Below are 20,369 nucleotides of genomic sequence, written 5' to 3' on the forward strand. Positions count from 1 at the left end.
CGTGAGGGAGAGCGATGACCATCCTGAGCCGCACGCTTCTCGTAGCCGCAGTACTGGCCGCCCCCATCACTCTTGCCGGGCACGCGTCCGCGCGCTCCGGCTGCACGTCCTCCGTGCCGTACGTCTCGGGGGACGGCGGCTACGACACCTACCGCATCCCGGCGACCGTCGTCACCGACCGGGGTACGGTCCTCGCCTTCGCCGAGGGGCGCCACAACAGCGCGGGCGACACCGGCAACATCGACGTCGTCCTACGGCGCTCCACCGACGGCGGCTGCACCTGGGGCCCGCTGTCCGTGGTGGCCGCCGGCGATGGGGACACCCGGGGCAACCCCGCCCCCGTCGTCGACCCCCGCACCGGCGCGATCGTCCTCGTCACCTCCTACAACAGCGGTGCCGTCACCGAGGGCCAGATCATGCGGGGCGAGGTCACACCGGAACAGAGCCGCCGGGTGTTCGTGCAGCGCAGCTGGGACGACGGGCGCAGCTTCACCGCTCCGCGGGACATCACGGGGGAGGTGAAGCTGCCGGGCTGGCGCTGGTACGCGACGGGACCCGGGCACGCGGTCGCGCTGACGCTGGGCGTGCATGCGGGGCGGTTGGTGATCCCCGCCAATCATTCCGCCGCGCCGGGTGCCGGGTCGAGCGACACCGGGCAGGAGGCCAAGTACTACGGCGGCCACGATCTGTACAGCGACGACGGGGGTGAGACGTGGCGGCTGGGGTTCGTGGACTCCACATACAGCGGGGTCAACAACGCGAACGAGTCGTCCGCGGCCGAACTCCCCGACGGGAGGCTGTACTTCAGCTCCCGGGATCAGCTGGGGACGAGTACGGGGAATCGACTCGACACGTACTCCAGCGACGGCGGCGAAAGTCTCGACCGGCCCTACGCCGTGCAGCACACGTTGGACGACGTGCCGGTGGTGGAGGGGAGCGTGCTGCAACTTCCCGGCGCGGGTGGAGCGTTGCTGTTCTCGGCGCCGTCCGTGCCCAACGTGCGGCAGGGCATGGCGATTTGGCGGAGCGGGGATGGTGGGGGGAGCTTCGTGAAGGCGGTCGTGCTGTCGTCGCAGCGGGCGGGGTACTCCGATCTGGTGCGGGTGGGGGCGGACACGGTGGGGGTGTTGTACGAGACGGGGGTGACGGGGACGTACGACACGGTGGAGTTCCGGCGGGTGCCGGTGGCTGAGCTGGGTGGTGGGTGACCGTACCTGGGGGCTCCGCCCCCAGACCCCCGTTTCCCGCCCACCCACCCGTTTACTGGCGCTTGAAAGGTGAACCTCTAAAACGCCCGAGACGGGTGGGTGGGTGGGAAATGTAGTTACAGCAACCCCGCCGCCGCCAGAAACTTCCCCACCTGTCCCACCTCGTCGGCAGACAAAGACACCTGCGGCTCCGCAGTCGCCGCACACGCGATCACGCCCCGCAGATGCAGCGCCGCCTTGAACGCTCCGAGTGCCGACGAACTGCCCCCCATCCGCGCCGGGTCACCCACACCCACCAACCCGAACAACACACACAGCCGTTCCTGCTCGGCCCGCGCACGCGACCAGTCCCCGGCCCGGCACAGCGCGTCGAGGCGGACGTACCCGTGCGGATCGACGTTGGCGAGACCAGGCACCGCCCCGTCCGCCCCCAACGCCAGCGCCGAGTCGACGAACAGTTCGGAACCAGTCAGCACGCTGAACCCGGTGATGTCGGGGCGGTTGCGGGCGCCCATCACGACCGTACGGAAGCCGCCGAGGTCACCGCTGGAGTCCTTCAGCCCGGCCAACACACCGTCCGCGGCGAGTTCGAGGACGAGGTCGGCGGGCAGCTTGGTGTGGACGGAGGCGGGGAGGTCGTAGGCCACCACGGGGACCGGCGACGCGGCGGCGATGAGGCGGTAGTGGCGGGCGATCTCCGCCGGGTGGGTCCGTGTGTAGAACGGCGCGGTCACCACGACCGCGTCCGCACCCGCGTCCGTCACCGCGGCGACATGGTCCAGCACCCGCGGCGTCGTCATGTCGATCGCCCCCGCCAGCACCGGGAGTTGACCGCCCACGTGGGCCACCACCGCCTCGACGACGTACCTCCGTTGCCGGTCCGTCAGATACGCCGCCTCCGAGGTCGAGCCGAGCAGGAACAGTCCGTGCACCCCGGCCTCCACCAGATGGTCGACGAGCCTGAGCAGTGAACGGACGTCCACCTCGCGGTCCGGTGTCAGGGGCGTGCAGACGGGCGGTACGACACCGGTCAGCGGGGCGGGGAAGGGCATCAAGGCTCCATGGGGCGGCTTTGGCGAACGAGGTCGCGGGTCGACAGGTCCTCCTCCACAGGATGGTGGCAGCGGTAGCGATGTCCCGGCGTCGACGCGGGTGAAAAGTCCGGCATGGCTGATGCGCACACCTCGTCCGCCTTCCAGCAGCGTGTGCGGAACGGGCAGCCGCTCGGCGGACGCGTCGCCGACGGCACCGGACCGATCAGCGGGATCGGGTCGATGGGGTGCAACAAGCCCGGCGTCGCCGAGAACAGTGCCCTGGTGTACGGGTGCCTCGCCCGGTCCGTGACCTGGTCGGCCGGGGTCTCCTCGACGATCCGGCCCAGGTACATGGTGATCACGCGGTCGCTCATCCGCCGTACCGTCTGGATGTCGTGGGACACGAACACCAGGGCCAGGCCTAGGCGTTCCTTCAGGTCCAACAGGAGATTGAGGATCTGGGCGCGGACCGAGACGTCCAGGGCGCTGGTCGGTTCGTCGGCCACTACCAGGTCGGGATCGAGCGCCAACGCCCGTGCGATTGCGACCCGTTGGCGCTGACCTCCCGACAACTGCCCGGGAAGGCCGTCCGCGAGCGCGCGCGGAAGGCCCACCAGCGACATCAACTCCCGTACCCGCTCCTCCCGTTCAGGCCTCGCCCCCCGGCCGTGCACGTCCAGCGGGTCACGCAGTATCTGCCGGATCGTCAGACGCCGGTTCAGCGCGGTCGACGGGTCCTGGAAGATCATGCCGATGCCTGTGCCGACGGCGGCCCGGCGTTCGCCGTCCGGCATCGTCCACAGGTCGCGGCCCCGGAGGGACACCGTGCCGGACGTCGGCCGCTGTACGCCCACCAACACCTTGGCGAGTGTCGACTTGCCGCAGCCGGACTCGCCGACCACGCCGACCGTCTCGCCGGGCGCGATGGTGAGGTCGGCGCCGGTCAGGGCGTAGACCCGGTCGCGGGTGAACAGGCCGCCGCTGCGCGCCTTGTGGACGACGTGGGCGTCGGTCAACTCAACCAGTGCGCGGGTCACTTGACCGCCCGCCGGCTCAACTGCCGTGCCGCTCACGTGACCGCCTCGCTCTCCGTCGTCACCAGGTCGATCGCCGGGTGGTGGCAGGCCGCCGTGTGCGTGCGCGGGCCGACCAGGTCCGGTGCGGTCGTACGGCAGATGTCGCTCGCCAGCGGGCAGCGGTCCGCGAAGCGGCAGCCGGCCGGGAAGTCGGCGGGGGAGGGGACGACACCCTTGATCTGGGTCATCCGCTCGGCCGCCGATTCGAGGGACAGCACGCTGCCGAGCAGGCCGCGCGTGTAGTGGTGGGCCGGCGACTCCACCAGGTCGGCGGTCACACCCGTCTCCACGATCTGGCCGCCGTACATCACCACCACCCGGTCGGTGACATCGGCGATCAGCGCGAGGTCGTGCGAGACGAGGACGAGCGCGAAGCCCAACTCCTCGCGCAGCCGCAGCAGTAGCTCTATGACCTGCGCCTGCACGGTGACGTCGAGGGCGGTGGTCGGTTCGTCGGCGACGATCAGTTTGGGGTCGCGGGACAACGCCATGGCGATCAGGACGCGTTGGCGCTGGCCGCCGGAGAGTTCGTGCGGGTAGCTGCGCAGGGTGCGGTCCGGGTCGAGGCCGACCATCGTCAGCAACTCGCCCGCCCCACGACGGCCTCCGCGCCGTATGACCTGCTTGAGTTGGGCGCGGATCGTCATCGCCGGGTTCAGGGACGACTGGGCGTCCTGGTAGACCATCGCCATCTCGTGGCCCAGCAGTTTGCGGCGGACGCGCATCGGCTCGCCCACCAACTGCCGCTGGTTGAAACGGACATGGCCGCGCACCCGCGCGCCCTTCGGTTCCAGGCCCATCACCGCGAGCGCCGTCAGCGACTTGCCGCAGCCCGACTCGCCGACCAGGCCCAGGACTTCGCCCGCCTGCACCTCGAAGCTGATGCCGTCGACGATGTCCACGCCGTGGTGCCGGCCCTCGAAGCCGATGGCGAGGTTCTCGACCGCCAGTACCGGCAGGCCGTCGGGGTCGGGCAACGGCCTTGCGCGTGACCGGAGTCGTAGCGCCGCCTCCGTCAGTCCGGGGAGCGGGAGCACCTCGCCGCTGCCGGGCGCGGGCGCGTCGAGCGGGTCGTCGTCGATGGCCTGCCGTACGTCCACCTCGCGCGGGGCCGGGGCCGCCCACGCGTCGGAGACTCCCTCGGACAGTATGTTCAGCGAGAGGACCGTGATCAGCATCAGCAGGCCGGGGAAGACCGTCGCCCACCAACCCCCGGTCAGCACCATGTTCTTGCCGTCCGCGATGACACTTCCCCAGGACGGGTCCGGGGGGCGTACGCCCGCGCCGATGAAGGACAGGGACGCCTCGAAGACGATCGCCTCGGCGACCTGCACCGTGCAGAACACCAGGATCGGGGCGGCGCAGTTGACGGCCACGTGCCGGATCACGATGTGCGGGGTGCGGGCGCCGATCACCCGCTCGGCGGTCACGTAGTCCTCGCCGTACTGGTCAAGTACGTTGGCCCGTACCACCCTTGCCACCGGCGGGGTGAACAGGAACGCGATCGCGCAGATCAGTACGGTGATTCCGCCGCCGAAGACCGCCACCAGGACGGCCGCCAGCGCGATGCCGGGGAACGCCATCACCACGTCCAGGCAGCGCATCAGTGTCTCGTCGACGCCCTTGCGGGCGGTCGCGGCGATCGCGCCGATCAGCGCGCCGATGATCAGGGCCAGCGCGGTCGCCCCCAGGCCGATCGCGAGGGACCAACGGGCGCCGTACATCAGCCTGCTGAGGATGTCCCGGCCGAGGCTGTCCTGGCCCATCCAATGGTCGGCGGACGGGTGCCCGGTGCCGTCCACGGGCAGTTGCTGGTCGAGCGGGTCGTGCGGGGAGATGAGCGGCGCGAACAGCGCCACCAGCACCACGACCGCCAGGAAGCACACCGCGACCTTCGACAGCAGCGGCAGCCGGCGCCAGCCGCGCAGCCGGATGCCGGGCCGGGACAGGGTCTCGGCGAGGCCCTTGCGGGAGAACTGGGGGAACTGAGTGAACATCAGGAGGCATCCCTCAGGCGCGGGTTGACCAGCAGGTAGAGGATGTCGATGACGAGGTTCACGACGACGAACCCGGTCGCCGTCGTGAGCACCACGCCCTGGACGACGGCCGGGTCGCCGTTCTGCACGGCGTCGATCATCAACTTGCCCATCCCGGGGAGGGAGAAGATGGTCTCGATGACGACCGCTCCGCCGAGCAGGTATCCAACTCGCAGGCCCAGCACGGTGAGTGGGTTCATGAGGGCGTTGCGGAGCACGTTCCGGCCGACCACCACCCTCGGTGGCAGGCCGCTGCCGATCGCCGTCCGGACGTAGTCCTTGTCCAGCTCCTCGACCACCGACGTCCTGACGATGCGCGTCAGTTGGGCCGCCACCGGGAGCGAGAGGGCCAGTGCCGGGAGGGCCATCGTCTTGAGCCAGCCGGTGAGGGAGTCCGCCGGGTTGATGTAGCCGCCGGTCGGGAACCAGCCCTGGTCGACGGCCAGGTACTGGATCATGAGCAGCGCCAGCCAGAAGCCGGGTGCCGCGACCCCGGTGAGCGACACGACCCGGATGATCTGGTCGGGCAGCCGGTCACGGTAGATCGCCGCCGTCACTCCGCCGAGCAGCGACAGCACCACCGCGATTCCCAGCCCCAGGAAGGTGAGTTGGAGGGTGAGCGGCAGCGCGGTGGTGACCTGGTCGACGACCGGTGCCCGGGTCAGGGCGCTGGTGCCCATGTCGCCGTGGAGGAGGGCGCCCACGAAGTGGACGTAGCGGAGGGGGAGGGGATCCAACAGCCCGTTCCGCTCGCGGAAGTCGTGCAGTTGCTGCGGGGTCGGGTTGGCGCCCTGGAAGAACGCGGACGCCGGGTCGACGTCCGAGAAGCGCATCACCACGAACACGAACAGCACGATGCCGAGCATCAGCGGCACGAGCAGCACGACACGGCGGGCCAGAATCCTGACGACGGCGACCATGGGTCAACAACTCCTGTACTGGTCAACTCCTGTACTGCTAGACCCACTTGGCCTGGAGGACGTTTATGCCGGGGTAGGGCTGTGCCCTTATCCCCGTCAGCTTCCTCGGGTCCCAGGCGGTCATCAGCTCGTTGTGGACGACCGGGTAGAGCACGGCCTGTTCGGCGACGATGTCGATGTAGTCCTGGATCATCGTCTTCTTCTTCGCCGCGTCCGGCTCCTGCGTCGCCTGGTCCATGTCCTTGAAGAGCCGTTTGGCGACCGAGTTGCCGGCCCAACGGGCGTAGCCCATCCAGAGGTTCTGCGGGCCGTAGTTGTAGTGCATGATCAGGTCGGCGTCGAGGCCGAACTGGTTGGGGTTCGAGGCGGCGGCGACGACCTGGTAGTCCTGCTTCTGGTCCATCTTGGTGAAGACGGCCGTGGTCTCCTGCGGGGAGAGAGTCGTCCTGACGCCGATCGCGTCCCAGGACGCCTTGATGGTGGGCAGGCAGTCGACGATCCAACTCACGTTCACCGAGATGATGTTGACCTTGAGCCCGCTGACCCCGGCCGCCTTCAGCAGGGCCTTCGCCTTGTCGGGGTCGTAGTCGTAGACCGTCTTCGCGCGCCGGTAGGTGGGGTTGCCCTCGTTGAGGAACGACGAGGACGGCTTCCCGTGCCCGCGCAGGGCCACTTGGACCATCTTGCCGGTGTCGATGGCGTAGCGGAGCGCCTGGCGTACCCGTACGTCGTCGAAGGGCTTGTGCTGGGTGTTGAACATCAGGAACAGGTTGTTCATCCCGGCGCCGCCCGCGACCGTCAGCCCGCCGCTCTCGAGCCGCTGGATGTTGGCGTAGGGGATGTTGTCGGCGATCTGCGCGCCCGCGCTCGACCCGGAGATCTTGGCGACCCGGGGAGCCGCGTCGACGATCGTCAGCCAGTTCATCGTCTTGAAGGCGGGCGGGCGGGGGCCGTTGTAGCCGGTGAACGCGGCGAAGGTGGTGTTGGACTTCGGGTGGTGCGCGGTCTGCCGGTACGGCCCCGAGCCGATTGCCTTGCCCTTGATCGCGTCGTCCCAGGCGCCGGGCTTCGAGAAGACGTGCTTCGGCATGATCTTCGCGAGGGTGAGCCGTGAAATGCCTTCGGGGAAGGGGAACTTGAGGACCAGCTCGACGTTCTGGGCGTCGATCTTCCGCACCTCCTTCAGCCAGCTGGCGAAGAAGCCCTGCGCGAGAGTCGTCGTCCTCGGGTCGAGGATGCGGTCGTAGACGAAGACGACGTCGTCGGCGGTGACCGGCTGCCCGTCGTGGAACTTGGCGCCCGCGCGCAGCGTGAACTTCCACGAGGTGCCGCTCGTCTCCTTCGGCACGGCGGTCGCCAGCGCCGGGTAGGGCGCGCGGGTGATCGGGTCGGTGTCGATCAGCCCCTCGTAGATGTGGTTGTTGCCGGCCATGGCGAACGCGGACGCGGTCTGCGTCGGATCCCAGCTGCCGTCGTTGCCGTAGCCGATCACCGCGGTCAGCGTCCGGTTCTTCCCGGTGCCCCCGCCGCCGGTGTCGTTCGTCGACTGCGGCCCCGACGAACAGGCCGTCAGGGACGAGGAGATCGCCGCCGCCGCGCCCAGCGCGCCGGAGTACTTCAGGAAGGCCCGGCGGTGCAGCGCGGGCACGTTCTGCGTCACGTCTTCGCGCATGGTTACTCCAGGAGGTACGACGTCCTACGTCCTGCGGTCAGCGCGACCATAAGAGCGCCCGTGGGGGCGGTCAAGGCATCGCACACGGATGGCGTAACTGCCAGAGGTTGGACCAATGGGCCGCCGGAACAGCTGATTTGACGCACCGTCCGACGGGCCGGGACCCCGGTGCGGACCGGCTCGGCGAGGTCCCGGCCGGGCCGGGCGGAATGCCCAACTCTGCCGGGAACAAGGCGGGTTCGGCGGGACACCGTACGCCTCAGACTGGACGCATGGTTACCCGCGCGGTCGTCTGGGGCACGGTGCTCTCCAGTGCCGTCGCGTCCGTCTTCGCCTTCTGGGCGCTGACGCTGCCCCGCCCCGGGCCGATGGGACCGCAGGCCTCTCCCGCCTACGTGATCACCGTGGGTGTGGTGACCCTGGCCGAGGCCCTGACCGGTGCGGTGCTCGTCCTGCTGCGCCCCCGGAACGTGATCGGATGGATCTTCCTCGGGGCGGGGGTGACCGCTTGCTGGGAGCAGGGCCTGGTCGCCTACGGGGTCCACGGGATGGTCTCCCACGCGGGCGGCGCCCTCGCCCACCCGCACTCCCCCTGGCCCGGCGCGACCTTCGCCGCCGCCCTGGCCTCGGGACTCTTCGTCCCCGGCTGGGTGGCCCCGGCCACCCTCATGATGGCCTTCTACCCCGACGGGCGCCTGCCGGATCGCTGGTGGCGCTGGCCCGTGGCGGGTGCGGTCGTCGGCACCGCCACGCTGACGGTCGTGTCACCCTTCGACCCGGACGTGCACGCCCTGATCTTCCCCGGCCGTGCCGACCTGCCGCTGCTGCCGCCGGCCCTGTTCGACGGGCTCATGATGGGCGTGTGCCTTCCGCTGCTGGCCCTGTCCGCGCTCGCCATCTGGATCGGCACGGGGGTACGGCTGCTGCGCTCCCACCCTCCCGAACGCCAGTTGCTGGCCTGGCTGGTCTGCACCGAGGGGCCGACCATGATCGCGGGCTTCTGCTCCTCGGTCCTCATCCGGTCGGCGATCCCCTCCGCGATCCTGTCCTTCCTGGTACTGGTCGCGGTGGCGGTGGGAGTCCTGCGCTACCGGATGATGGGCATCGAGACCGTCCTGCGGCAGGGCCTGGTGTACGGGGTGCTGACGGCCGCCGTGATCGCGGTGTATCTGCTGGTGACCGTGCTCGTCGGTTCCGCCCTGCGCAGTCGCCCGCTGCCCGGCGTGCTGGCGGCGGCCGTGGTCGCGGTCCTGCTGACCCCGGCGCGGGACCGGCTGCACCGGGCCGCGGACTGGCTCATCCACGGTGAGCGCAAGAACCCGCTGAAGGCCATCGCCCGACTCGGCGACCAGGTCGCCGTGACCGGTGAACAGGACCTGCTGCCCGCCGCGCTCGCCGCTGTCATCCGGGCCGTGCGGGCCCCGGGCGCCGTGGTCAGGACCCCCGGTGGGCAGCAGGTGTGCGCCCAGGGGACCGTGCCGGTGGGCCACGGCCCGGTGCTGCCCCTCAGGTTCGGCGGCCGTGACCTCGGCACCCTGAACGTGGCCGAGCGCACCTCGGCGGCCCCGTACGACGACGCCGACCTCCAACTCCTCGCCGCACTGGCGTTACAGGTGGCCACCCTGCTGCGGGCGCTGGAACTCACCGAGGCCCTGGAGGCCGAACGGGACCGCGCGGTGTCGGCGACCCACGCGGAACGCGACCGGATCCGACGGGATCTGCACGACGGTCTCGGGCCGTCCCTGTCGGGCGTCGGACTGGGCCTCCAGGCACTCGCCGACCTGCTGCCCGCCGACGAAACCCCCGCCGCCGGCGCGCTGTTGGGCCGGATCCGCGCGGAGGTCACCCTCGCGGTCGGGGAGATCCGCCGCATCATCGACGGGCTGCGCCCCACCATCCTGGACACCCTGGGCCTCGGCGAGGCCATCCGTCAGCACGCCAAGACCGTGTCCCGCGCGGTCCCGGTCGAGGTCGACATCGCCGTCCTGCCGGTTGCCCTGCCGCCGGGCCTGGAGGCCACCGCCTACCGCATAGTGACCGAGGCCCTCACGAACATGGCCCGGCACGCCGGAGCCGGTCACGCCCGGGTGTCCGTGTCGGCCACCGGCGGGCTGCTGCACATCACGGTCACGGACGACGGCGTCGGCATCCCGGAGCAGGCCACCGCCGGCGTCGGACTGACATCCATGAGGCGTCGCGCCCAGGCGCTCGGCGGCACCTTCTCCGTCAGTTCCGTGCCGGGCGCCACCGTCGTCGCCGCGACGCTGCCACTGGAGGCGAGATGAACGCGAGAGACCCGGTACGGGTGGTCATCGCCGACGACCACCCCATGTTCCGCTTCGGTCTGAAGGCCGCGCTCGCCGCGACCGAGGAGCTCGAAGTGGTCGGAGAGGCGGCCACCGGCGAGGAACTGCTCACCGTGGTCGGCCATGTCCGGCCCGACATCGTCATCACCGACCTGGCCATGCCGGGGACCGACGGCGCGAGTGCCACGCGCGCCCTGCTCGCCCGGCACGCGGAGGTGGGCGTCCTCGTCCTGACCATGCACGAGGACGACGAGGCCCTCTTCGGAGCCCTGCGGGCAGGCGCCAAGGGATATCTCCTCAAGGGCGCCGACCGCACGGAGATCATTCGCGCCGTCCTCGCCGTGGCGGCCGGGAACGCCGTGTACGGCGAGGCCGTCGCCCGCCGCATCGTCGGCTTCTTCACCGGGGCGCACCAGCAGTACGCGGCCCGGGTGTTCCCCGAACTCACCGAGCGGGAACGCCAGGTCCTCGAACTGGTCGCCACCGGACAGGGCAACCACGAGATCGCGCGGCAGCTGTGCCTCACGGAGAAGACCGTCCGCAACCACGTGTCCGCCATCCTCACCAAACTCGGGGTGCGCGACCGGGCGGCGGCGGTTGCCAGGGCGCGCGACGCGGGCCTCGGGTCCACCGGATCTCCCGGGTAGACGGACCTCCCGGACCAGCTGTCCGCGAGCCGTGGGCCGCGAGCCGTGGGCGGGGTCCCGGCGCTCCCGGGCAGATCGCCCGGCCACCGGAGGACCGGTGCCTCAAGACGCCGCGCGGCAGGGCGCCCCAGGCTGGCGGGCAGTCAACAGCCGAACGCCGACCAAGGAGGATCCACATGGCTTCCGGAACATTCCAGTCGCTTCCTGTACCGCCTTCCGCACTCGACGGACGCATCAGCGCCGTCGTCGTCGATCCCGGCGGCAGCCCCGCCGACGTCGTCACCAAGGGGACCGCGCTGACCGTGGAGGTCGAGTGGACCGTCACCGGCTTCCTCGTTCCGCTGCTGGGCGGTTCCTGGAGCCTGAAGGTCGTCGTCGACCAGGTCGGCGGAAACAACGACTTCACGTTCCCGAACCCGCCCACGCTCATTCCCCTGACCGGCGGTTCCGACTTCAGGCAGGTCATCGCCCTGCCGATTCTCACCGAGGGGATCTACATCGTGGCCGTCTCCCTCACCTACCAGAACCCGGCGGGCACCGCCGCGTCGCTCGGTGGCTACGTCAACGTCGGCACGGTCAACATGCTGCCCTGACGAGTGCCATCGGCTTCATCGTCCGGCACCGGTCGTCACAACCGTCACGGGGGAACGGTTCCGACGGCCGGTGCCGGACCGCGTACCGGGCGCCGCCGGACATGGGACGTGGGACCTCCGGTGCCCGTACGATGCGGCGCATGTCCGGGGAGCCAAGGAACAGTCGGATACAGCGCGAGGTCGTGCAGCTGATCCTCGACCGCAAGCTCCAGCCCGGTGCGCCGCTGCCCACCGAGGCCGAGCTGATGGACGACCTCGGCATCAGCAGAAACTCCGTCCGCGAGGCCCTCAAGGCGCTCCAGGCCCTCGACATCGTGGAGATCAGACACGGCTACGGCACCTACGTCGGCCGGGCCTCGCTGACCCCGCTCGCCGACGGCCTCACCTTCCGCACCCTGACCCGGCACGAGGACGACGCGGACGCGCTGGCCGAGATCCTCCAGGTGCGCGAGGTGCTGGAGGAGGGCCTGATCCATCGGGTCTCCGCCACCGTCACCGAGCCCGAACTGGACAGGCTGGACGCGGTGGTGGACCGGATGGAGGAGGCGGGCCGCGCCGGTCGGCCCTTCCCCGAACTCGACCGCGAATTCCACGAGTTGCTCTACGCCTCACTCGGCAACGAACTCGTCCCGCAACTCCTCGGCGCCTTCTGGACGGTGTTCCGCCGGGTCTCCGGCGCCCGCGGCCGGCCCGACGACCCGGCACCCGAACTCACCGTCCGCCGCCACCGGGACATCGTCATCGCGCTGCGCGCCCGCGATGTCGAGGGCGCGCAGCGCGCGATGGCGGACCACTTCCGCGGCATCGAGGCGCTTCTTGTCGGACCCTGAACTGTGCTCAGGGAGCGGTGAGTTGGGCGACGATCGACGCCCCGTCCAGCCAGACGTTCTCGCGGGAGATCTTGCCGTCCGTGAACTCGAAGACGTGCAGCATCCGGAAGGTGATCCGGCGGTTGTTGCCGGGGACGCCCAGCAGTGAGCCCGGGACCGTGCAGGTGATCAGGTCCTCGACGGTCGCCGCGTTCTCCGAGTAGTAGGTGTGGGTGCGCTCGGACTTCTCGGTGCGGATGTCCTGCACCAGCTGCTCGTAGCGCTCCTGCGCGGCGGAGATGCCGACCGCCGGGCCGCCCGGCCAGCCGACGGCGTCGTGCTCGATGTCCTCGGTGTAGACGGACACCGCCGCCGCCGGGTCCCCGTGTTCCTCGGCGAGCATGTGCGTGCCGATCAGTACTTCCATTTCCGCCGGTGTGATGGAGCTCATCGAGCTCCTCCTCTCGTCGTGCCGCGTGCCGGTCGGGCCGCGACCCCCGTTTGGTGAGACGGATATACTGTAATAAGAAAATTTTCTCACGACAAGAAGGTGTTCGCATGTCCGAAGGCCGCAGCAGACAGAAACTGCGCACGCGCCGCGCGCTGACCGAGGCTGCGGTCGCCCTGATCCGCGAGGGCCGGACGGTCACGATGGCCGAGGCCGCGGAGGCGGCCGAGGTGTCCCTGGCCACCGCGTACCGCTACTTCTCCAGCCCGCAGGAACTGCTCCAGGAGACCCAACTCCTGGTCCGCACCCCCGACTTCACCGCCGATCTGCCCGCCGACCCGGCCGAGCGCCTCGACACGCTGATCTCCCGCGTCGCGGAGTTCCAGCTCGGCGACGAGGCCATGTGGCGGTCCCTGGTGCGGGCCAGCCTCGAACGCTGGTTCACCCAGCACGAGCACGGGCAGGAGCAGGGCCAGGGGCACCGCGAGCCGGAGATTCCCACCCGCAACCAGACCCGCCTCGGCTACACCCGCACCGCGCTCGAACCCCTCGCAGACACCCTCCCGTCCGACCTCCACCGCCGCCTGACCATGGCCGTCACCCTCGTCTACGGCGTGGAGGCGCTGATCTCGACCCGCGACGCCTGCGGACTCGACCCCGAGGAGGCGAGGGACGTGATGCGATGGGCGGCGAGCGCACTCCTGGAGAAGGCGATACGCGACGCACCGGACGAGTGAGAGATGCCCGAGACCACAGAGGCATGGGACGAGCGGAACGCGGGCGTCCTACGCCTCCCCTCCGGCCGCCTGCTCCGGGGCCGCGGCCTGCGCCGCCCGCTCCCGGCCGACGGCCCGCTCCCGACGTACGGCGTGTATCTGCTCGGCCGGAAACCTCCCCAAGTCCCTTGGCAGGCACGGTGGTTGCGCTGGCCGGACTTCCGGCTGCCCGCCGACCGCGCCGAGGCGCACACGGTCCTCACCGAGGTCTGGCACCGCTCGCTCACCGAGCGCGTCGAGATCGCCTGCGCCGGCGGCCGGGGCCGCACCGGCACGGCACTCGCCTGCCTCGCGGTCCTCGACGGCGTACCGCCGCAAGAGGCGGTCGCCTACGTCCGCGCCCACTACGACCGGGACGCGGTGGAGACACCGTGGCAGCGGCGGTACGTACGACGGTTCGGGGCGCCTTCAGGGGCGGCGCGCACGGAAGCGTAGGCCTCCGCACCGCGCCCACGACCCACGCCACCCCGGCACTACGGTCACAGGGCGAGTGTCATGAGGAGGCGGTGTTCGCCGGGCCCGAAGTAGTCCCTGATCACTCCATCCTCGGACGTGAACCCCAGCGAGCGGTACAGCATGATCGCGGTGGCGTTCGTCGGTTCCACCGTCAGGCGGACCTGGTGGACGCTCTCCGTGCGCAGTCGGCGCAGGGCCTCGACCATCAGGCGCCGGCCCAGCCCGCGCCCCTGCTGGTGGGGTGTGACGGCGAGGCTCATGATCCAACTCACGTAGCCGTCCGAGGTGTTGACGAAGAGGATGTAGCCGAGCAGACCCTCGCCGTCGTCGAGGACGAGGATGCGGTCGCCGTAGATGTCGCACAACTGTCGGAGCACGAAGGCGGGGTACGGCTCCTCGGGGAAGGCCTCCCTGTCCACGCGCAGGAGCTCGGGCAGATCGGCCTCGGTGATGCCCCTCAGGGTCAGGTGGCGGTCGGCACGGTCGGCGAAGAACGCCTGGTCAGTGCGGCGACCGAGAGGAGGGAAACGTTCCTCCGGGAAAGCCGTCATACTGCCTCCTGCGGGGAGAGGGCCGAGCGCGTGGTGCCACTCGTACGGGTGGTGGGAGTGGGACGTGAACCATCTTCCTTTCCGGTGTGTTCGACAGGGTTCCGAACATCTTGAGTGGGGCAATCCGGCAGTTCAAGGCCGAATCAGGTCGGATGAATGTAATCGCCGCGATGCGCCCCCTGTGCATCAGGGCCGCAGATCAGTCATGCCCCAAGGGTTTCGGCTCATTGACGAAAGGGTATCCTCCTTGCCTGCGATGTTGGTATCGTGGCGAAATGACCGTGAGATCTCCGGGGGGCAACCAGGTGAAGAATGCAGACGTCGCCTGGGATGCATTCGACCCGATCGCCTATGTTGATCACAACTACCGCGACTTACAGGCGGAGGACGCGGAGATCCTTCCCATCCTTCGGGATCATTTCGGCGGTCATTTTCAGAAGCAGGATGCCGGCCCGGTTTCGGGTATCGACGTAGGCTCGGGTGCCAACCTCTACCCCGCGCTCTCCATGATGCCGTGGTGTGACGACGTGACGCTCTTCGAGCACTCGCCCACGAACGTGGAGTACCTCGAGAGCCAACTCGACTGCTATGACGGGAACTGGGACCAGTTCTGGAGCGTCCTGTGCAAGAACGAGACGTATGGTTCCTTCCTCGTCGACCCGCGTGAGCAGTTCCGCAAGGTCGTCAAGGTCGAGCAGGGCAATATCTTCGGGCTCGAGCCGTTCGGCGGCCGGTGGTCCGTGGGGACGATGTTCTTCGTCGCCGAGTCGATGACCTCCTCCCGTGCCGAGTTCACCCTGGGTGTGGAGCGCTTCATGCGCGCCCTGGCCCCAGGGGCCCCTTTCGCCGCAGCTTTCATGGAACATTCAAAGGGTTATTACACGGGGGACAAGTTCTTTCCGGCGTGCGACGTGGGAGAATCCGAGGTGCGGGCGAGTCTCCGACCCTTCTCGAATGATTTCGAGGTGTACCGGCTGAAAACCGAACCAAAACTGCGTGCCGGATATTCTGGAATGATCCTTTCCTATGGCTGGCGCGGAAATGGTGAATTATCACAACAGAAGAGGGATATTCCTCGACTGAGGGCAGTGCGGTCTGTGTGAGGGGCATGGAATGCGGATCAAGCCGCGCCAGCATCTGCTGGACATCTGGCAGGCGGTCGCCCGCCACTCCTTCGACGACAGCGAGTGGGCGTGGGGCAAATGGGGTGGGGAGAGCAGCGTCGCCGATGCGGAGCGCCTGCTCTGCCTGCTGTATCCGGCGACAGAACTGCCGTCGTTCCGGCTGGACGACCCGGACACCACACAGGCCGACGTCCAGCAGGCGCTGAAGCGGGCGGGCGGTCGGCAGGACATTCCGGCCGGCCTCGTCATGGCCGCGGCCCAGTTCATGCGTACCCACACCGACGACAAGCGGCCCACGTTCGCGGGTGGTTACTACTTCCACTCCCGGGACACCGAGAAGGGCCTCACCGACGAGCAGCGTCAACTCGGCGTCGTGGACTCGTTCTCGATGTCCATCACCCTCTGTCTGGCCCTGCTCGGCTTCCTCAAGGTCTACGAGTCCAAGACCCGCCGCAGCGACATGCAGGAGACGATCAGGGAACTGAAGATCTCGACCAGCAACCGGCTCACCGCCGCCATGGTGAGCCTGCTGCGGTCGTTCACGGTCAACGTCTACGACACCGACTCCTCCCAGGGCCAGACACTCTGCGAACTCCTCGGCCAGGGACGGCTGTCGCAGCGCCAGGTGCTGGAGAAGTTCCAGAAGCAGTTCCGGCCGCTGCGCGCCGCGATCAGTGAGAGCTTCGTCCTCGGCGTCGACGTACAGGAAGCGCTCGACGACGACAACCAGCTCTTCGAATGCGGCTGGGCCTGGAGCCTGGTGCGGGACGCGCCGGAGGTGGAGACCGAGGAAGCCATCGGGCCGCAGCCCGTCGGCGTCGCCAACCCGGTGCCGTACCTCTATTTCACTGTGGTCGCGCTCGACGGCATCCAGGACCTGTTCTCGGACCGCACCCTGACGCTGGGCCTGCTCAACACCGAACAGCAGAAGCTCGCCGAGGCGCTGCGGCTGCGCTGGGAGATCACCCAGCAGTACTGGTCGCGCATCGCCCGCTTCGACCGCGACCGCTGGCCGCTGGAGGACATCCCCTGGCGTACGACGGGACAGAAGCTGGAGTCCGAGTACTTCTCCCTCTCCGTCGCCGCGATCCTCGTCCACGACCTGATGCGGCGCCGGGCCACCGACGACGACCTCACCCGCACGGTCAGCGTCATGGAGCGCCTCGCCGAACGCGGCCGTATCACCAGCCGGATGACCCGCGACGACCCCATGATCCAGCTGCACAACCCGGGCGTCACCCTGCCCCTGCAGGGCGGCGGCACCATCGGCCCGCCGATGGACTGGACGATGAGCGACTTCTCGGCCCAACTGCTCAAGCGGACCGTCCAGTTGTGCACGCTCTCCCGCAACCTCTCCGCCCACGACCGACTGCTCAACCTCGCCGAGGACATCTTCGGCCACGTCTGGCGACGGCGGATGGGCGACGGCGAGGGGACCGGCCTGTGGGACAACGTGCACGCCGCCTACCCGGAGACCGCCCTCACCGAGGGGCCGGTGTCCTGGAGCATCACCGAGCGCGTCACCGAGGTGATGGTCCAGGTCCACAACATGTACGCGCAGCCCCCGATCCGCAGTCTCGAACTGGCGGAGCTGGCAAGGGCGTTGCTCAGCGAGTCCACCCACCTCCTCGGCAACGAACAGATGGCGCCCGCGCCCAACTCCGACGGAAAACGCGGTATGCAACTCAGGGGAATCGAAGTCAAGTTACGCCGCGCCCGCGCCCTGGTGGACGAACAGCCGGGCACCGCCTACTCGTTGGCGCTCGATGTGCTGGGCCAGCTCGACGCACTCGTCCGGGCCCGCGAAGCCGCCGTGGTTCAGGGAGTGTGAGCGGTGCTGATCTTCGCCGCCTCCGACAAGGGAGGCACCGGCCGCTCCGTGACCAGCGCCAACCTCGCCTACCAGCGGGCGCTGACGGGAGACGACGTCTGCTATCTGGACTTCGACTTCGGCTCGCCCACCGCCTCGGCCGTCTTCGACGTGCCCGACGCCCGCCAGGCCGCCGAGGACCGCGGACTGCACTCCTACCTGATAGGCGAGACCAGCGAACCGGTCCGGATCGACGTCTGGGCGGACACCGAGCACCGGGTACTGCGCAACCAGCCGCCCGGAGCAGGCCGGTTGATCCTGATGCCCGGCAACCTCAGCGGCGGCGAGTTCGCCACCACCGGGGAGAACCTGCGGCGCTGCGTGGACCTGCTGCTGCGCCTCAACAGCGAGTTCGACCTGATCATCGTCGACCTCAGCGCCGGCCGCAGCTACGCCGTCGAGATGGCCCTGATGGCCACCGCGCAGCGGGAGTTGAGCGGTATCGAGGCCCGCTGGCTGGTCTTCCACCGCTGGACCCGCCAGCACGTGGAGGCCGCGGCCGGCCTGGTCTACGGCAAGCGCGGCATCCTCGCGCACGGCGTCGCCAGCGGCCACGACGAGGACGCGCTGCGCGGCGCCATCCGCTTCGTGCGGGCCGCCGTACCCGACCCTGACTCGGCGCTCTGGTCGCAGGCCACGCCCACCCAGTCGGCGTGGATGGAGCAGTGCGACACCGAGCTGAAGCAGCTCGCCTCGCACCACGGCATCGGGTACAGCCAGGTGCTCGGCTCGGTGCCGCTGGAGCCGGTCCTGCAGTGGCGTGAGCAACTCATCACCGACGAGGACGTGTTGGACAGCCAGATCGCCACCATGGAGACCTGGCAGGCGCTGAGCGACCTGGCCGCGCGGCTCACCGACGACAAGTACTGGGAGGAGGCATGACGGAAGCCGTCTTCCGGGAGACCACCGCGGACCCGGGCACCCAGTCCGTGCCGTTGGCCCATCTCTCACTGGAGTTGGGCCACCTCTACATGGAGGACTTCGAGGCGGGCCCCGAGCGACTGCGCGAGCATTTCGCCGAGGTGCGGATCTGGGTGGACGCGGCCCGCGCCTCCGCCGCCCGCCGCATCGGCGGCAAACGCCCGCGCGTCAGTACGTGCTTCCTGATCGACGACTACTTCAGCCGCTTCTCCACCCCCGCCGAACTCATCCCGCTGGTCCTCGAAGAGGCGGAGCGGGCCGGCGTCGTCATCGACTACCTCGCCCGCGAGTCGGGTTGCGCGGTCGCCGACCGGATCGAGCTGGCCGAGTCCGTCATGCACCGCCTGGTGGAGTCGCCGCCGCCGGGCAGCCACGGCTCCCGGCCACCCGTCAGCCAGACCGGCTGGCTCGCCAACGGCCAGCGCACCAGCCCGAACCGCAGCGCCCTCGCCGAGATCGTCACCTGGCAGCCGCCCCAGGAGACCGCCGCCCGCAACCACTCGGTCTTCATGGACGTCGAGCTGTGGTCCGAGACGGACAAGGGCCGCCTGTGGTCCTGCCCGTTCCTGGCCGCCGTATGGCAGTTGGCCCGCCTCGGTCTGCTACGGCACCTCGGTGAGCCCGTGCTGGTCCCGAAGCCGTGGACCGGCGGGGAGTTCCCGCAGGACTGGGACCGGCTGCCGCCGCTGCTCAAACTCAACGACTCCCGGGTCGCCTTCAGCGCCTACCGCACCTGCACGCTGATGGCGAACCGGTTCCTCGCCGTGGAGGACGCCGTACGGCTCATCCTCGACCAGGTGGACGTCGACTCCGAGGCACTCCAACAGGTCGCCAAGCGGTCCGCGGCCGAAGGTGTCGCGGTACCGGAGGCGGTGGCGCAGCGCGCCACGTACGTCTTCTACGAGGAGCCCGCCAACCCCTCGTCGCCCGACGGGAGTTGAGATGGCGACCCCGGGACGGTCCGCGCGTTCGGTCCTCGCCTGCGGCGAGGTGCGCACCGGTCTGCTGCCGTCCTTCCAGGCACTGGACGGCCGGGCCGCCGCCCAACTGCTCAGGCTGCGCGCCGACGAACACGTCCGGGTCTCCGAGCGGCCCAACCTCTACGCCCTGTCGCCCGAGGTCCTGACGGGCGTGGACTGCCGGCTGCCCACGTCGAACGGCGCCAAGGTCAGGGGCGTCGGTACGGTGATCGCCCGCGCCGCGCTCACCGAGGGCCGGGTCCTGCAGTCCACCGCCTACTTCAGCGCCCCGGCCGACGGCCCCGACGTACGCCGTCCCTGGGGGCACTACCTCGTCCGGCCCGGGGTGGTCGAACCGTTCGGGAAACTGCCCGAACAGGCCACCGCGGACGGCGTGTTGCGCGGTGGCGGGCGTGGCGATCTGGACCTGGGGATGATCTCCGAGGGCCTGCTGGCGCAACTGGTGCGCCACCCGCTCCTGGACCACAAGGCGCCGTTCAAGTCCCGCCGTACGCACCTGCGTTGGGCCGCGCGGCGGACACCCGAGGGCCAGGAGCCGGCACTGGACCGCTTCACGCTGGCCCAGGACGGGCTGCGGACCGTCGAGTTGAGGGTGCCGGAGAGCATCCCGGCCGGCGCGGTCGCGGGGCTGTGCGAAGACCTCGCGTTGCACGACTGGCTTTTGACGACGGTGGTGCACATGCTGGAGAACAGCCGGCTCGGCGCGGCGGACGGGCCCGCGGCGGTCCTGGCACTGCGCCCCGCCGTGGATCACCTGCTGCATCTGTGGATGCCGCGCGCACACGTGGACCGCGCGCTGGGACACCTGTGGGACGTACTGGAGCGGGAACCCGGCTTCAGCCGCCAATGGGAGAACCTTCGCCAGCGTATTCGGGACCAACTGGCCATACAGGCCATTCCGTTGCTGCACCAGGCACTGAGCACGCGCTGACGGGGCGGCAC

Annotated in this window: 19 protein-coding genes; 12 read left to right on the forward strand and 7 right to left on the reverse strand. The window is 69.6% G+C overall.

Features of this window, described 5'->3' with window-relative positions; genetic code table 11:
* Positions 1-14: 14 nt before the first annotated feature.
* Entirely contained in the window at positions 15-1,208 is a 1,194-nt protein-coding gene (locus OO70_RS26700) for a sialidase family protein (RefSeq protein ID WP_043676544.1), read from the forward strand.
* A gap of 116 nt (positions 1,209-1,324) precedes the next feature.
* On the opposite strand, the gene OO70_RS26705 is transcribed toward OO70_RS26700, so the two are convergent.
* The 5 genes from OO70_RS26705 to OO70_RS26725 are packed head-to-tail and all read right to left on the reverse strand — an operon-like array spanning position 1,325 to position 7,946.
* A complete protein-coding gene (locus OO70_RS26705) occupies positions 1,325-2,260 on the reverse strand; it encodes a dihydrodipicolinate synthase family protein (protein WP_043676546.1) in 936 nt (311 codons plus the stop codon).
* On the reverse strand, positions 2,260-3,315 hold the full coding sequence (locus tag OO70_RS26710) for an oligopeptide/dipeptide ABC transporter ATP-binding protein (protein WP_078651562.1): 1,056 nt from the start codon (positions 3,313-3,315) through the stop codon (positions 2,260-2,262). The genes OO70_RS26705 and OO70_RS26710 overlap by 1 nt, the downstream gene beginning before the upstream one ends.
* Positions 3,312-5,315, reverse strand: coding sequence for a dipeptide/oligopeptide/nickel ABC transporter permease/ATP-binding protein (locus tag OO70_RS26715; RefSeq protein ID WP_043676550.1), 2,004 nt, complete (start codon positions 5,313-5,315; stop codon positions 3,312-3,314). The genes OO70_RS26710 and OO70_RS26715 overlap by 4 nt, the downstream gene beginning before the upstream one ends.
* The gene (locus OO70_RS26720; RefSeq protein WP_043676552.1) at positions 5,315-6,274 is read right to left on the reverse strand and encodes an ABC transporter permease; all 960 of its coding nucleotides are present in this window, start codon (positions 6,272-6,274) and stop codon (positions 5,315-5,317) included. Before OO70_RS26720 ends, OO70_RS26715 begins: the two co-directional genes overlap by 1 nt.
* A 37-nt stretch (positions 6,275-6,311) precedes the next feature.
* Positions 6,312-7,946 carry an ABC transporter substrate-binding protein gene (locus OO70_RS26725; protein ID WP_043676554.1) on the reverse strand — a complete coding sequence of 545 codons (1,635 nt, stop codon included), beginning with the start codon at positions 7,944-7,946 and terminating at the stop codon, positions 6,312-6,314.
* A 272-nt stretch (positions 7,947-8,218) separates the two neighbouring features.
* Here OO70_RS26725 and OO70_RS26730 point away from each other — a divergent pair, with 272 nt between their 5' ends.
* The 4 genes from OO70_RS26730 (at position 8,219) to OO70_RS26745 (ending at position 12,322) form a co-directional block, all read left to right on the forward strand.
* Entirely contained in the window at positions 8,219-10,231 is a 2,013-nt protein-coding gene (locus OO70_RS26730; RefSeq protein ID WP_043676556.1) for a sensor histidine kinase, read from the forward strand.
* Positions 10,228-10,899 (forward strand): response regulator, encoded by a 672-nt coding sequence (locus tag OO70_RS26735; RefSeq protein ID WP_043676558.1) that lies wholly within the window; start codon positions 10,228-10,230, stop codon positions 10,897-10,899. Before OO70_RS26730 ends, OO70_RS26735 begins: the two co-directional genes overlap by 4 nt.
* A 176-nt stretch (positions 10,900-11,075) precedes the next feature.
* Positions 11,076-11,492 carry a hypothetical protein gene (locus OO70_RS26740; RefSeq protein WP_043676560.1) on the forward strand — a complete coding sequence of 139 codons (417 nt, stop codon included), beginning with the start codon at positions 11,076-11,078 and terminating at the stop codon, positions 11,490-11,492.
* A gap of 131 nt (positions 11,493-11,623) precedes the next feature.
* Positions 11,624-12,322: a FadR/GntR family transcriptional regulator gene (locus OO70_RS26745; protein ID WP_043676562.1), complete on the forward strand. Its 699-nt coding sequence runs from the start codon at positions 11,624-11,626 to the stop codon at positions 12,320-12,322.
* Positions 12,323-12,329: 7 nt separating this feature from the next.
* Here OO70_RS26745 and OO70_RS26750 read toward each other — a convergent pair whose 3' ends face one another.
* On the reverse strand, positions 12,330-12,752 hold the full coding sequence (locus OO70_RS26750) for an ester cyclase (protein WP_043676564.1): 423 nt from the start codon (positions 12,750-12,752) through the stop codon (positions 12,330-12,332).
* Positions 12,753-12,859: 107 nt separating this feature from the next.
* On the opposite strand from OO70_RS26750, the gene OO70_RS26755 reads away from it, so the two are divergent.
* Both OO70_RS26755 and OO70_RS26760 read left to right on the forward strand, forming a co-directional pair.
* Positions 12,860-13,486, forward strand: coding sequence for a TetR/AcrR family transcriptional regulator (locus tag OO70_RS26755; RefSeq protein WP_043676567.1), 627 nt, complete (start codon positions 12,860-12,862; stop codon positions 13,484-13,486).
* 3 nt (positions 13,487-13,489) lie between these two features.
* The gene (locus OO70_RS26760; RefSeq protein ID WP_043676569.1) at positions 13,490-13,960 is read left to right on the forward strand and encodes a protein-tyrosine phosphatase family protein; all 471 of its coding nucleotides are present in this window, start codon (positions 13,490-13,492) and stop codon (positions 13,958-13,960) included.
* Between the two features lie 44 nt (positions 13,961-14,004).
* Here the strand turns inward: OO70_RS26760 and OO70_RS26765 are convergent, their stop codons facing one another.
* Positions 14,005-14,532, reverse strand: a complete 528-nt coding sequence (locus tag OO70_RS26765) for a GNAT family N-acetyltransferase (protein WP_043676572.1) — start codon at positions 14,530-14,532, stop codon at positions 14,005-14,007.
* Between the two features lie 275 nt (positions 14,533-14,807).
* On the opposite strand from OO70_RS26765, the gene OO70_RS26770 reads away from it, so the two are divergent.
* From OO70_RS26770 to OO70_RS26790, 5 genes are read left to right on the forward strand one after another with little or no spacing between them, the layout of a single operon-like run.
* Positions 14,808-15,635, forward strand: a complete 828-nt coding sequence (locus OO70_RS26770) for an SCO2525 family SAM-dependent methyltransferase (protein ID WP_051741625.1) — start codon at positions 14,808-14,810, stop codon at positions 15,633-15,635.
* A 10-nt stretch (positions 15,636-15,645) separates the two neighbouring features.
* Complete coding sequence (locus OO70_RS26775) at positions 15,646-17,487, forward strand: SCO2524 family protein (protein WP_043676574.1); 1,842 nt, start codon at positions 15,646-15,648, stop codon at positions 17,485-17,487.
* Between the two features lie 3 nt (positions 17,488-17,490).
* Complete coding sequence (locus OO70_RS26780; RefSeq protein ID WP_043676575.1) at positions 17,491-18,408, forward strand: SCO2523 family variant P-loop protein; 918 nt, start codon at positions 17,491-17,493, stop codon at positions 18,406-18,408.
* A complete protein-coding gene (locus OO70_RS26785; protein ID WP_043676577.1) occupies positions 18,405-19,388 on the forward strand; it encodes an SCO2522 family protein in 984 nt (327 codons plus the stop codon). The genes OO70_RS26780 and OO70_RS26785 overlap by 4 nt, the downstream gene beginning before the upstream one ends.
* 1 nt (position 19,389) lies before the next feature.
* Positions 19,390-20,358 carry an SCO2521 family protein gene (locus tag OO70_RS26790; RefSeq protein WP_043676579.1) on the forward strand — a complete coding sequence of 323 codons (969 nt, stop codon included), beginning with the start codon at positions 19,390-19,392 and terminating at the stop codon, positions 20,356-20,358.
* Positions 20,359-20,369 lie beyond the last annotated feature (11 nt).

This window comes from Streptomyces xylophagus, from assembly GCF_000716435.1.
GTDB classification, from domain to species: Bacteria; Actinomycetota; Actinomycetes; order Streptomycetales; family Streptomycetaceae; genus Streptomyces; species Streptomyces xylophagus.

What these genes read in the sequence shown, in the direction of transcription:
- OO70_RS26785 (WP_043676577.1), top strand. Translation starts at nt 18,405, where the DNA reads ATGACGGAAGCCGTCTTCCGGGAGACCACCGCGGACCCGGGCACCCAG.
- OO70_RS26775 (WP_043676574.1), top strand. Translation starts at nt 15,646, where the DNA reads ATGCGGATCAAGCCGCGCCAGCATCTGCTGGACATCTGGCAGGCGGTC.
- OO70_RS26735 (WP_043676558.1), top strand. Translation starts at nt 10,228, where the DNA reads ATGAACGCGAGAGACCCGGTACGGGTGGTCATCGCCGACGACCACCCC.
- OO70_RS26755 (WP_043676567.1), top strand. Translation starts at nt 12,860, where the DNA reads ATGTCCGAAGGCCGCAGCAGACAGAAACTGCGCACGCGCCGCGCGCTG.
- OO70_RS26705 (WP_043676546.1), bottom strand. Translation starts at nt 2,260, where the DNA reads ATGCCCTTCCCCGCCCCGCTGACCGGTGTCGTACCGCCCGTCTGCACG.
- OO70_RS26740 (WP_043676560.1), top strand. Translation starts at nt 11,076, where the DNA reads ATGGCTTCCGGAACATTCCAGTCGCTTCCTGTACCGCCTTCCGCACTC.
- OO70_RS26770 (WP_051741625.1), top strand. Translation starts at nt 14,808, where the DNA reads ATGACCGTGAGATCTCCGGGGGGCAACCAGGTGAAGAATGCAGACGTC.
- OO70_RS26700 (WP_043676544.1), top strand. Translation starts at nt 15, where the DNA reads ATGACCATCCTGAGCCGCACGCTTCTCGTAGCCGCAGTACTGGCCGCC.
- OO70_RS26745 (WP_043676562.1), top strand. Translation starts at nt 11,624, where the DNA reads ATGCGGCGCATGTCCGGGGAGCCAAGGAACAGTCGGATACAGCGCGAG.
- OO70_RS26720 (WP_043676552.1), bottom strand. Translation starts at nt 6,274, where the DNA reads ATGGTCGCCGTCGTCAGGATTCTGGCCCGCCGTGTCGTGCTGCTCGTG.
- OO70_RS26730 (WP_043676556.1), top strand. Translation starts at nt 8,219, where the DNA reads ATGGTTACCCGCGCGGTCGTCTGGGGCACGGTGCTCTCCAGTGCCGTC.
- OO70_RS26790 (WP_043676579.1), top strand. Translation starts at nt 19,390, where the DNA reads ATGGCGACCCCGGGACGGTCCGCGCGTTCGGTCCTCGCCTGCGGCGAG.
- OO70_RS26760 (WP_043676569.1), top strand. Translation starts at nt 13,490, where the DNA reads ATGCCCGAGACCACAGAGGCATGGGACGAGCGGAACGCGGGCGTCCTA.
- OO70_RS26725 (WP_043676554.1), bottom strand. Translation starts at nt 7,946, where the DNA reads ATGCGCGAAGACGTGACGCAGAACGTGCCCGCGCTGCACCGCCGGGCC.
- OO70_RS26765 (WP_043676572.1), bottom strand. Translation starts at nt 14,532, where the DNA reads ATGACGGCTTTCCCGGAGGAACGTTTCCCTCCTCTCGGTCGCCGCACT.
- OO70_RS26750 (WP_043676564.1), bottom strand. Translation starts at nt 12,752, where the DNA reads ATGAGCTCCATCACACCGGCGGAAATGGAAGTACTGATCGGCACGCAC.
- OO70_RS26715 (WP_043676550.1), bottom strand. Translation starts at nt 5,315, where the DNA reads ATGTTCACTCAGTTCCCCCAGTTCTCCCGCAAGGGCCTCGCCGAGACC.